The organism is Aquihabitans sp. McL0605, assembly GCF_049993875.1.
GTDB lineage: Bacteria > Actinomycetota > Acidimicrobiia > Acidimicrobiales > Iamiaceae > Aquihabitans.
The window spans coordinates 3731110-3743144 of sequence record NZ_CP188252.1; the positions used below are offsets into that span (position 1 = coordinate 3731110).

Sequence of the window (12035 nt, forward strand, 5' to 3'; positions counted from 1 at the left end):
GTCGTGGCACCATGGCGGCCATGACGCACCCGAAGCCCACCCTTCCGTACGGTTCGTGGCCGTCGCCCATCACCGCGGCCCGCCTCGTCGAAGGGGCGGCGGGGGTCGGTGAGATCCGGGCCGATGGGGCCGATGTGTGGTGGAACGAGCAGCGGCCGGCCGAAGGCGGCCGCTACCAGCTCGTGCGCTGGTCCAGCGGGAACCAGCGCCACGATCTGTTCCCGCAGTGGGACCCGGCCGGTGAGGGCGCGCAGTGGAACGCCCGCACCGCGGTGATGGAGTACGGCGGCGGGGCGTGGGGCGTCCGCGACGGTGTCGTGGTGTTCGCCAACTGGGCCGATCAGGTGCTGTACCGCGTCGATCCCGGCGATCGGTGCGACCCCGTCGCCATCTCGCCGGCACCGACGGTCGCCCGGGGCTTCCGGTGGAGCGAGCCGGTGTGGCTCGATGACGACTGGCTGGTGGTCGTGCGCGAGAGCCACGAGCCCGATGCGGTGGCCGCCCACGGTGAGGCCGTGAACGAGCTGGTCGCCCTCCCGCTCGACGGCCGCGCCGTCGCCGACCCGTCGCTCGTGCGCGTGCTGGCCGGAGGAGCCGACTTCGTCCACTCGCCGGCGGTGCAGGGCGACCGGGTCGCGTGGATCCGATGGGACCACCCGCGCATGCCGTGGGACGGCACCGAGCTGCTGCTCGCCACCATCCAGCGCGACGCCGCCGGCGCCCCGGTCGGGCTCACCGGCGAATCGGTGGTGGCCGGCGGCCTCGCCGAGTCGGTGATCCAGCCCGGGTTCCTCGCTGATGGCACGCTCCTGTTCTGCACCGATCGCACGGGCTGGTGGAACCCCTGGCGCCTGCCGCTCGGCGGGGGCGCCATCGAGCCGGTCATCGCCGGCGGCGGGGTCGAGGGCGAGATCGGCGGCGCCCTGTGGGTCGGCGGCCTGCGGTGGTGGGCCGAGATCGCACCGGGCCGGCTGGCGGTCACGCTCACGAGCGACGGTGCCGACCAGCTCGCGATCATCGAGGACGACGGCCTGCTGCGCGTCCTCGACACCCCGTTCTCCGAGGTCGGACAGGTCGTCACCATCGGTGACACCCACGACGCCCTGGTGGTGGCCGGCACGCCTGCATCCGAGGTCGCGCCGTACCTGGTCGATGTGATGGAGCCGAGCGGCGACTGGCCCACCGCCGGGCTCGAGCGCCTCCGGCCCCACCGCGACCTCGGCTTCGGGCCCGAGTGGTTCTCGGCACCCGATCACATCACGTTCCGGTCGGCGGGCGGCCGCCACGCCCACGCGCTGCACTACCCGCCGGTCAACCCCGGCGTGGCGCCCTACGACCAGCAGAAGCCGCCGCTCGTCTTGATGATCCACGGCGGGCCCACCTCCGCGGCCCGCAACCGCCTCGAGCTGTCGAAGCAGTTCTGGACCAGCCGGGGGTTCGCGGTGGTCGACGTGAACTACGGCGGCTCCACCGGGTACGGCCGCCCGTACCGCGACCTGCTGCAGGGGCAGTGGGGCATCGTCGACGTGGAGGACGCGGTGGCGGCGGCCCACCACCTGGCCACCGAGGGGTTCGTCGACCCCGACCAGCTCGCCATCCGCGGCGGCTCGGCCGGCGGCTACACCACCCTGGCCGCGCTCTGCTTCCACCGCGTCTTCAAGGCCGGCGCCAGCCACTACGGCGTGGCCGACCTCTCGGCCCTGGCGCAGGAGACCCACAAGTTCGAGAGCCGCTACCTCGACGGCTTGGTGGGCCCGTACCCGGAGGCCAAGCCCGTCTACGACGAGCGGTCGCCGATCCACCACACCGATGGGTTCTCGGTGCCGCTCATCGTGTTCCAGGGGAGCGAGGACGAGGTGGTCCCCCCGGCGCAGTCGGAGATGATCGTCGAGGCCCTGGCCGCCAAGGGCATCCCCCACGCGTACCTGCTGTTCGAGGGCGAGCAGCACGGCTTCCGCAAGGCCGAGAACATCGTGCGCGCCCTCGAGGCCGAGCTGTGGTTCTACGGGAGGGTGTTCGGGTTCGACCCCGCCGACCCGATCGAGCCGGTCGCCGGGGCCGTCGGCCTCTGACCGGTCGGCCCCAGGGCGACCTCAGCGGGGCCAGAAGGCGCCGTGGTGGCTCAGCTGCTGGGCGGTCAGCGCACCCAGCATGAGCACGGCCCAGATCAGCCACCACTTGCCGCGACCGGACAGCCGGTTCTTCTCCCAGGCATCCCAGTCGACCTTGCCGCGGGGCTCCTCCGGCTCGTCGGCGTCGTACACGATGTCCACGGTACGCGGGCATTGGCGGGTCGCGCGGGCCACCCGGCAGACTCGGGCACCTATGGCTCGCGTGCTGGTTTCCGAGAAGATCGCTGATGGAGGCCTCGACGCGCTGCGTGCGGCGGGCCACGAGGTGGATGTGCGGCTCGGGCTGGCCCCCGAGGAGCTGGTCGAGGCGATCAAGGGCGCGCACGCCCTGATCATCCGCTCGGCCACCACCGTCACCCCAGAGGTGCTCGACGCGGGCACCGATCTGATCGTGGTCGGCCGCGCCGGCATCGGCCTCGACAACGTCGACGTGGCCCACGCCACCACGCGGGGCGTCATGGTGGTCAACGCGCCGCAGAGCAACATCCTCTCCGCCGCCGAGCAGACCATGGCCCTCCTGCTGGCCCAGGCCCGCAACATCCCCCAGGCCCACAACGCCCTGGTGCAGGGCCGCTGGGAGCGCTCCAAGTGGGAGGGCGTCGAGCTGGCCGACAAGACCCTCGCGGTCATCGGCCTCGGCCGCATCGGCAAGCTGGTGGCCCAGCGGGCCATGGCGTTCGGCATGCGCATCATCGCCCACGACCCGTTCATCGCCCCCGACCGCGCCCGGGCGATGAACATCGAGCTGGTGAGCCTCGACGAGGTGGCCCTCCAGGCCGACTTCCTCACCCTCCACGTCGCCAAGACGCCCGAGACCATCGGCCTGATCGGCGCCGAGTTCCTGGCCAAGGCCAAGCCCGAGCTGCGGGTGATCAACGTGTCGCGCGGCGGCATCGTCGACGAGGCCGCGCTCGCCCACGCCATCAGCACGGGGCAGATCGCCGGCGCCGCCCTCGACGTGTTCGAGAAGGAGCCCACCACCGAGTCGCCGCTGTTCAGCCTCCCGTCGGTGGTCGTCGCCCCGCACCTCGGCGCCAGCACCCGCGAGGCCCAGGACAAGGCCGGCGACACCATCGCCGAGCAGGTCGGCCTGGCCCTCGCCGGCGAGTTCGTGCCGTTCGCCGTCAACGTCGCTGCGGCCGAGGCCAGCGAGACGGTCCGCCCCTACCTCGGGGTCGCCGAGCAGCTGGGCCGGCTCTTCGCCGGCCTCGGTGCCGGCACGCCGGCGTCGGTGGAGATCGAGTACCAGGGCGAGCTGGCCGGCTACGACACCCGCATCCTCACCCTGTCGGTCCTCAAGGGCCTGTTCGGCACCATGACCGACGAGCCGGTCTCCTACGTGAACGCCCCGCAGCTCGCCGCGGAGAGGGGCATCGAGGTCAAGGACTCGTCCACCTCGAGCAGCGTCGACTGGATCAACCTCATCAGCATCTCGGGCGGCGGCCACCAGATCGCCGGCACGCTCGTGGGCCTCAAGGCCGACGCCCGGGTCGTGCAGATCGACGGGCACTCCCTCGACGTGCCGCCGTCGGCCAACCTCTTGGTGGTGCGCAACGACGATCGTCCCGGCGTGATCGGCCGGGTCGGCACGATCCTCGGCAACGCCGGCGTGAACATCGCCGACATGGACGTGGGCCGCTCGTCGCAGGCCGCGAGCGCCCTCATGGTGATCGCCACCACCCAGCCGGCCCCGGCCGAGGTGGTCGACGCCCTGCGGGCCTGCGATGGCGTCACCGAGGTGGCGGTGGCCGCCGGCGCCTGACGCTCAGGCGTCCGGCTGGAGGACGGCCGGGACCTTCACGCCGTGCCGTCGGCCTTGCGCCGGGGGGCCCGGAGGCCGTCGGCCTCGGCGGCCTCCGCCGTGGGGTAGCAGCGGTCGGGCTTGGTGCGGGGGTACGTGGGCGTGCCCGGCAGGTGGTAGATCCCGCTCTTGACCTTGGCCTTGATCGGGTGGCTGTCGGGGCACTCGCCGTCGATCGGCAGCACCCACGCCACCTCACCGGAGGACGCGGCCGCGGCCGGCGCCGGCTCGGTGGGCTCGGCAGCCGGTTCGGGCTCGGCCGCCGCTTCGGGCTGGACCGCTTCGGCTTCGGGCTGGACCGCTTCGGCTTCGGGCTCGACGGGCTCGGTCACGACGAGCGTGGTGATCTCGGTGGTGCCGGCGCCGGCCGCCGACGGACCGCCGGTCACCGTGGGGTGGTTGGAGAACTGCGGCGCCGGCCGGCCCCGCAGCGACTTGAACAGCGCCGCTCCCGCGCCCACGACCAGGGCCACCACTGCCAGCTTGCGCACCTTGCCACCCCGCATGGGCGCACCCTACAAGCGATCTGGGGAGGTGGTGCACCGGCCCTCGCGCCGGTCAGATGTTCCCGCAGCGCTTGAGGTAGTCGACGATGATCTCGGCGAACGCGGCCTTGCTCCTGGTGGCGGCGAGCTCGTCGACCTGGTCCTGGATCTCCCGCGGGGTGTCCACCTGGAAGCGGGAGACGTCGACCTGGTCGACCCGATCGAGGATCCGCTGGACCGGCGGGGCCGCGCCCGCACCCATGTCGACGGAGTCGGCGACCGAGCCGGCGATCTCGATGGTGGCGTTCGAGCAGTAGCCGCCCTGGCGGCTCGGCTCCTGCCGGGCCCACAGCAGCCAGCCGCCGACGAGGAGCGCGACGACGAGCGGGGCGAGCACGACGACGATGTCCCTTCGGCGGTTCACGAGCGCAGGAACACCGTGATCGTGCCGCTGCCGTCGTCGTCGGCGTCGAGCGGGACGGTGGCGACCACCTTCTCGTCGGCCGCCGCCGTGGCGTCGTCGCGGGAGGAGACGCGGATGGTGGGGGCGCCGGGCGCCCGCTCGGTGCGCTGGCTGCCGAAGCCGCGGCCGAACGCGTTGTCGTCGACCCGCACGTGGAACCCGTCGGCCTCGAGCCGGTAGGCGAGGGCGGGGCCGATGGTCAGCAGGGCCTGGTCGCCCTCCAGCTGCAGGTGGTACGTGCCCTTGGGCAGCTTGGCCGTGGTGGCATCGGCGAGCTCGTCGACCGAGGGCATCAGGCCACCGTCGCGCACATCGGTCAGCTGGAACGTGGCGAGCGAGCCGATCGCGGCCAGGGCGACGATCACCGCGGCCACGTACAGCGGCGCCTTGCCGGTGCGGGCGGAGATCCGGTCGGGTGCCGTCCACCACGCGCACCAGGCCAGGGCCACCCAGACCGCGAGGCTGACCACCCACAGCCAGCGAGCGGCGTCGGGCCGGAACGCGGACAGCGGCGGCTGGCGGCTCCCCATCCACGTTGAGGTGAGCATCGGCAGCATGACCAGGGCGACGAGCCAGGGAGCGCTGCTGCGCGGGAACGCCCGGCGCAGGTGGAGGGCCAGCGACCCCGCGCCGCCGATGATGGCGGCGGCGACGAGCACCTGGAGCGCCGAAGGATCGGCGAGGAACGGCGCCCGGTGGAGGAAGGCGGGGGTGGGGGCGACGGCGGCAAGGAGGCGCTCGAGCATGAAGACCAGCCCGATGCGCGGCCGGTCGACCGTGGCCGTGGCCCACAGCGCGCCGATGTTGCTGGGCCCGCTGCCCAGCTCGTTGGCCAGCACCGGCAGCCACGTGACCAGCACGATGGCCGCCGCGCCCAGCAGGTAGGCGGCGTCGCGGCGGAGGGCCTTCGGCCGGCGGCGCCCGACGAGCACGAGGGAGACGGCGGTGACCAGCACGAGGGGAGCCACGAACACGGCGCCGGCCACGTGCACCTGGGCGGCGACGGTGGCGGACGCGGCGAGGACGGGCAGGACCCGGAGGTCGCCGATGGTCACGCACCAGGCCGCGAACACGGCCAGGAGCATGGGGTAGGTGGCGAGCTCGGAGTTGAACGGCGTCCACAGCGAGACGGCGCCGAGGGTGAGCACCATGCCGGCCAGGGCCGCGGCGGTGAGCGCGAGGAGGTCGGGGCCGCCGCGCCGGAACGCGAGCCAGGCGATGCCGACCAGCGCGGCCCCGTTCACCAGCGCGGCGCCCACCGCCATGCCCAGCTGGGCGCCGAGGACGCGCACGGTGATGCCGAGCCACCAGTACTCGATCGGTCCCGGGTGGTTGGAGGGCTTGCCCGTGAGCCCGTCGCCGGTGGTGGGCTGCCCGACGAGCGGGGCGTGGCTGGTCCACGCGTCACGGGACCGGAGCCCGATCAGCGCGGAGTCGCCCGTGGCCTCCCAGCCCCGGTGCACGGCGAGGACCGCGGCCGCGATGGGCAGGACGGCGAACGCCGCGAAGACCCCGAGGACCAGCCACCGGGTCGGTCCGCTCAGCGCGCCGACCCTCATCCCCGTGCGGGGAGCGCGCTCGACCATCGGGATGGTCTAGCGCGTGGTCGGGAGCCAATCGGGACGGTGGGTCTCGAACGCGGAGATGTCGTCGAGCTGGCGCATGGTGAGCCCGATGTCGTCGAGCCCCTGCAGGAAGCGGTTCTGCGTCGACTCGTCGAGGGGGAAGTCGACGACGAGGTCGATGGCGGGCACCTCGAGCGTGCGGAGCATCACATCGATCGTGATCTCGAGCGTGGGATCGGCCTCGACCGCGCGCAGCAGCTGCTCGCCGACCTCCGCCGACACCACCACCGGGACGAGCCCGTTCTTGGTGGAGTTGTTGCGGAAGATGTCGCCGAAGCGGGGCGAGATCACGGCCTGGAACCCGTACTGCTGGATGGCCCACACGGCGTGCTCGCGCGACGAGCCGGTGCCGAAGTTGGGCCCGCCGATGAGGATGTTGGCCCCGGCGTACTGCTCCTGGTTGAGCACGAAGTCTCGGTCGTCGCGCCACTCGGAGAAGAGGCCCTTCTCGAAGCCGGTGCGCTCGACCTGCTTGAGCCAGTCGGACGGGATGATCTGATCGGTGTCGACGTCGGACCGATCGAGGGGGACCGCGGTCCCGGTGACGATGCGTACGGCTTCCATGATCAGAGATCCTCCGGGGTGGCGAAGTGGCCGGCGATGGCCGTGGCGGCGGCGACGGCGGGGGAGACGAGGTGGGTGCGCCCGCCCCGGCCCTGCCGGCCTTCGAAGTTGCGGTTGCTGGTGGATGCCGACCGCTCACCGGGAGCGAGCTTGTCGGGGTTCATGGCCAGGCACATCGAGCAGCCCGGGTCGCGCCAGTCGAAGCCGGCTTCGGTCAGCACCTTGTCGATGCCCTCGGCCTCGGCCTGCTGCTTGACGGCCCACGAGCCGGGGACGACGAGCGTGCGCATGCCGGACTGGACCTTGCGGCCCTCGGCGACGGCGGCGACGGCCCGGAGGTCCTCGATGCGGCCGTTGGTGCACGAGCCGATGAACACGGTGTCGACGGCGACCTCCTTGAGGGGCGTGCCGGCGGTGAGGCCCATGTACTCGAGGGCCCGCTCGGCGGCGTTGCGCTCGGCCGGGTCGGCGATCGATGCCGGGTCGGGGACCGCGGACGTGATGGGAGCGACCTGGCCGGGGTTGGTGCCCCAGGAGACGTGCGGGAAGATCTCGGCGGCGTCGAGGACGACCTCCTTGTCGAAGGTGGCCCCTTCGTCGGTGGGCAGCGTGCTCCAGTAGGCCACGGCCTCGTCCCAGGCGGCGCCCGTGGGGGCGTGGGCCCGGCCCTGCAGGTAGTCGAACGTGGTCTGGTCGGGGGCGATGAGCCCGGCCTTGGCCCCGGCCTCGATGGACATGTTGCAGACCGTCATGCGGCCCTCCATCGACAGGGCCCGGATGGCCGAGCCGCGGTACTCGGCGATGTGGCCGATGCCGCCGCCGGTGCCGATGCGCCCGAGGATGGCGAGGATGACGTCCTTGGCCGTGCTGCCGTCGGGCAGGTCGCCGTCGACGGTGATGGACAGCGTCTTGGCGGCGGGCTGCGGCAGCGTCTGGGTGGCGAGCACGTGCTCGACCTCCGACGTGCCGATGCCGAACGCCAGGGCCCCGAACGCACCGTGCGTGGACGTGTGCGAGTCGCCGCACACGATGGTCATGCCGGGGAGGGTGAGGCCCTGCTCCGGGCCGATGATGTGCACGATGCCCTGGCCGGGCGTGTTCATCGGGTGCAGCGTGATGCCGAACTCGGCGCAGTTGTTGCGCAGCGTCTGCACCTGCTTGCGGCTGATCGGGTCGGCGATCTCGAGGTTGGTGTTCTCGGTGGGGACGTTGTGGTCCTCGGTGGCGATCGTGAGCTCGGGGTGGCGGACGCCGCGCCCGGCCATCCGGAGGCCGTCGAAGGCCTGGGGGCTGGTGACCTCGTGGACCAGGTGCAGGTCGATGAAGAGCAGGTCGGGCTCTCCCGGTGCCTGCGACACCACGTGGGCGTCCCAGACCTTCTGGCTGAGTGTCTTCGGTGCGGACATGACGGGCTCCGTTGCGGTTCCGGGGTGCTGCTTGCTTTGTCTCAACATGTGAGACAAGAATGTCAACTGATGGAACAGACGATAAGCGGTGTCGGCGTCCTCGACAAGTCGGTTGCCGTGCTCGACGCGGTCGCCATCGCCGACGGCCCCTGCACCCTCGCCGATCTCGTCGCCGCCACCGGCCTGCCCAAGGCCACCGCCCACCGGCTGGCGGTGGCCCTCGAGGTCCACGGCCTGCTGCGCCGCGACCAGGACGGCCGCTTCCTGCTCGGCGTCCGGCTCATCGGCCTCGGGCGCGCCGCCGCCGACGACTGGCCCCTGGCGGAGGCGGCGCGCCCCGCCCTCGAGGCCCTGCGCGACCTCACCGGCGAGAGCGTCCAGCTGTACCGGCGCGACGGGGAGCACCGGGTGTGCGTCGTCTCGCTGGAGTCGCCCCACGAGTTGCGCACCATCGTCCCGCAGGGGGCCCGGCTCCCGCTGGGCCTCGGGTCGGCGGGGCGGATCCTCAGCGGCGAGGCGGGCGCGGCCCGCTGGACCGACAGCGTGGGGGAGCGGGCGCCGGGCGTGGCCTCGGTGAGCGCTCCCGTGGTGGTGGCCGGCGAGCTGGTCGCCGCCGTGGGCATCTCCGGCCCGCTCGGCCGCCTGGGGGACCACCCCGGTGCGCGTCACGGCGAGGCCGTCGCGGCGGCCGCGGCCGAGATCGCCGCTGCCGTCGGCCCCCGGTGACGCCGGCCCTCCGGGGCTGCCAGACTGGTCGGGCGATGGTCCTTCCTGCCCTGGCCGCATCGGCTCCAGACCCTCTTCGTCCGCGGACCCCTGCGGAGCACCGGTGCAGCTGAACCCCGCCAAGATGGCGCGCCCGGTGCACGCCGACGGCCGTCGCTACGTGCCGGCCATCGACGGCCTGCGGGTGCTGGCGGCGTGGGGGGTGATCTCCGCGCACGTGGGGTCGGAGTTCGGTCCGACCCACACGTTGGTGGCGTACTACGGCGCGGCCGCCTACCCGGCGCTGATCGTGTTCTTCACCATCTCCGGGTTCCTGGTCTACCGGCCGTTCGCCCGGGCGGTGCTGGCCCCCCGGGTCAAGACCGCCGCCGACCGCAGCACCAACTTCTGGATCTACCTGCTGCGCCGGGTGCTGCGGATCTTCCCGCTGTACTGGGCAGTGCTGGCCGTCGCCGTGATCTGGAACGGCCCCGGCACCCTCCACTCGCTCACCGACTGGGTGCAGGCCATCTTCCTGCTGCCCCTGCCCCACCCGATGAAGCTGCTGACCGGCCCGCTCGGCATCGCCATGTGGACCCTCGCCATCGAGCTGCCGTTCTACGTGGTGGTGCCGCTGTTCGCCGCCGGGATCAAGAAGGGGCGGGCCCGGTTCGCGCCCGACCTCGGCGTGTTCGAGTCGCAGGTCATCACCATCGGCTCGCTGATCGTCATCATCTTCTCGCTCGGCCTGATCTTCGGCGGGGCGCTCGCCTTCCCCGTGATGAGCCTCCCCGTAGGGATGCTGTTCGCCGTGCTGGAGACGCGCCAGGCGCTCATCCGGCGGCGCTACAAGCTCATCCGGATCCTGGCCGACAACTGGTGGGTGTGCCTCGTCGGGTACGTGTGCCTGGTGTTCATCGCCGCCCGCCTGGCGCTCGACGCCTACGACGTGCCGGGGGTGACCGACCCCTACGCCCACATCCGGTCGATCTACTTCCCGCTGCAGATCACGATGGCGCTGCTGCTGTTCATCCCGGTGGCGTTCGGAATGCGCCGGTCGCTGATGGTGCGGTTCATGGCGGCGGCGCCCCTGCAGATGCTCGCGCCGCTCACCTACGGCATCTACCTGTGGCACGTCCCGCTGATCCGCCACACCGCCGACTGGTTCGGTCCGGGCTTCCTGGGCTTCCCGATCCCCGGCACCACCGGGTTCGGTCTGCCCACCCTCTTCCTCGCGATCGTCCTGGCCATCACCACCTTCGTGGTGGTCGAGCTCCCCGCGGCCAAGCTGCGCGAGCGCGTCGACCAGTGGAGCCGGGGCCGGGAGCAGCGGGCTGGTGCAGGCGCCGGATCCGACGACGACGTGGAGTTCGGCGAGGCGGGGTACGCCGCCGACCTGATGGTCGAGGAGGCGGAAGAGGCCCGCGAGGGCCGGGCCCGGCCCGAGCCCACCGAGGCCGAGCTCGATGCGGCGGTGCCGTTCGACGACGAGCCCCAGCCCGAGCACGACAGCATCGAGGGCGAGCTGGCGGAGCTGCGCGCCGACGCCGACGCGATGCACGCGAACCTGCACCGCGCCGGCACCACCGACGTGCCGGGAGCAGCCGCGCAGTGGTGCGAGCCCATCGACGGGTTCCGGGCCATCTGCGCGTGCCTGATCGTGGCGGGCCACACCTTCCTGGCCACCTCGATCATCCCGTTCGCAGGCGTCATCCACGTGATCGGCGCCTCGGTGGCCCTGTTCTTCGCCATCTCGGCGTTCGTGCTCTACCAGCCGTTCATCGAGGCCGACGTGAGGCGCCAGCCGCGCCCCGGCGCCCGCAAGTTCTGGACGCGCCGGATGCTGCGCATCTTCCCGCTGTTTGCGTTCGCGCTCACCGTGTACCTGATCGTCCTGCCCGAGGTGCGGCCCGACAACCTGTGGGGCTACGTCCGGCTCTACGGCTTCCTGCAGATCTTCGGCCACGAGCTGAGCGCCTTCAAGGGCATCCCGGCCGCCTGGTACCTCTGCAACGAGGTGATCTTCTACCTGTTCATCCCGTTCATCGCCCTCGGTGCCGCCCGGTGGTCGAACAACCGGCGGCTCCGCAAGCCGGCCGATCGGCTGCGGGCCCACATCGCCATCGGGTGGGGTCTGGTCTTCTTCGGTCCGCTGCTGCGCACGCTGCTCTACGCCGCCGACGTGCCGGCGCCGTCGTCGCTCCCGTTCAGCCACCTCGAGTTCTTCGGCTTCGGCATCGTGGTCGCCGGCTACGCGGTGGGCAGCCGGATGGGGATCGAGCCGCCCTCGCTGATCCGCTGGCTGCGCGACCACTCGTCGATCACCTACGCCCTCGTCCTCGTCCCCGTGCTCCTGCTGGCGGGGATCGGCCAGCACTGGGGCGACGGGTCGGGCCTGTGGAAGGACGGGAACATGGAGGACCGGCTCCGGTTCTTCCCCTACCTGATGCTCGTGGTGCTGCTGATGACGGCGGCGGCCCTGGCGCCGTCGCGAGCCAAGGCCAACGCGTGGCTGTCGCAGCAGCGCTTCAAGGTCCTGTCGGCCCTCGCGCTGCACATCTTCCTGTGGCAGCAGCTGGTGCTCGGCGTGCTCAACAAGATCGTGGGCGGCAACGACAAGGTCGACCTGGGACCGCGGTTCCTCACCTGCCTCGTGATGGTGGCCGTGGCCCTCGGCGCCACCATCGCCGTCGCTTGGGTCACCCAGCCGCTCACCGACTGGCCCTACGAGCAGTACCGCAAGCGCAACGGGATCCTCCGGCGCCGGGGCACCCCGCCGCCATCCCGGTCCGATCGGGGCCCGGGGCCGCGCACCGTCACCGCCGGCTGAGCGAGCCGGCGGTCGCTCGGTGCC

At 72.3% G+C, this 12035-nt stretch carries 10 protein-coding genes; 4 read left to right on the forward strand and 6 right to left on the reverse strand.

The annotated features are described in order from the left end of the window. The first annotated feature begins 20 nt into the window (after positions 1-20). The gene (locus ACPPVX_RS17210; RefSeq protein WP_426571804.1) at positions 21-2072 is read left to right on the forward strand and encodes an alpha/beta hydrolase family protein; all 2052 of its coding nucleotides are present in this window, start codon (positions 21-23) and stop codon (positions 2070-2072) included. 21 nt (positions 2073-2093) lie between these two features. On the opposite strand, the gene ACPPVX_RS17215 is transcribed toward ACPPVX_RS17210, so the two are convergent. Further along, a complete protein-coding gene (locus tag ACPPVX_RS17215) occupies positions 2094-2264 on the reverse strand; it encodes a hypothetical protein (protein ID WP_426571805.1) in 171 nt (56 codons plus the stop codon). Between the two features lie 61 nt (positions 2265-2325). Here ACPPVX_RS17215 and serA point away from each other — a divergent pair, with 61 nt between their 5' ends. Beyond that, positions 2326-3894, forward strand: coding sequence for a phosphoglycerate dehydrogenase (gene serA, locus ACPPVX_RS17220; protein ID WP_426571806.1), 1569 nt, complete (start codon positions 2326-2328; stop codon positions 3892-3894). A gap of 35 nt (positions 3895-3929) precedes the next feature. Here serA and ACPPVX_RS17225 read toward each other — a convergent pair whose 3' ends face one another. Genes ACPPVX_RS17225 through leuC form a run of 5 tightly spaced genes read right to left on the reverse strand, consistent with a single transcriptional unit; the run spans position 3930 to position 8476 of the window. Next, a complete protein-coding gene (locus tag ACPPVX_RS17225; protein WP_426571807.1) occupies positions 3930-4439 on the reverse strand; it encodes a hypothetical protein in 510 nt (169 codons plus the stop codon). 52 nt (positions 4440-4491) lie between these two features. Continuing rightward, a complete protein-coding gene (locus ACPPVX_RS17230; RefSeq protein WP_426571808.1) occupies positions 4492-4842 on the reverse strand; it encodes a hypothetical protein in 351 nt (116 codons plus the stop codon). Continuing rightward, on the reverse strand, positions 4839-6467 hold the full coding sequence (locus ACPPVX_RS17235) for a hypothetical protein (RefSeq protein WP_426571809.1): 1629 nt from the start codon (positions 6465-6467) through the stop codon (positions 4839-4841). The genes ACPPVX_RS17230 and ACPPVX_RS17235 overlap by 4 nt, the downstream gene beginning before the upstream one ends. Positions 6468-6476: 9 nt before the next feature. Then, on the reverse strand, positions 6477-7070 hold the full coding sequence (gene leuD / locus ACPPVX_RS17240; RefSeq protein WP_426571810.1) for a 3-isopropylmalate dehydratase small subunit: 594 nt from the start codon (positions 7068-7070) through the stop codon (positions 6477-6479). Positions 7071-7072: 2 nt separating this feature from the next. Next, on the reverse strand, positions 7073-8476 hold the full coding sequence (gene leuC / locus ACPPVX_RS17245; RefSeq protein ID WP_426571811.1) for a 3-isopropylmalate dehydratase large subunit: 1404 nt from the start codon (positions 8474-8476) through the stop codon (positions 7073-7075). A 69-nt stretch (positions 8477-8545) separates the two neighbouring features. On the opposite strand from leuC, the gene ACPPVX_RS17250 reads away from it, so the two are divergent. Together ACPPVX_RS17250 and ACPPVX_RS17255 are read left to right on the forward strand one after the other, a co-directional pair. Beyond that, complete coding sequence (locus ACPPVX_RS17250; protein WP_426571812.1) at positions 8546-9202, forward strand: IclR family transcriptional regulator; 657 nt, start codon at positions 8546-8548, stop codon at positions 9200-9202. A 103-nt stretch (positions 9203-9305) separates the two neighbouring features. Further along, a complete protein-coding gene (locus ACPPVX_RS17255; RefSeq protein WP_426571813.1) occupies positions 9306-12011 on the forward strand; it encodes an acyltransferase family protein in 2706 nt (901 codons plus the stop codon). Positions 12012-12035: the final 24 nt, after the last annotated feature.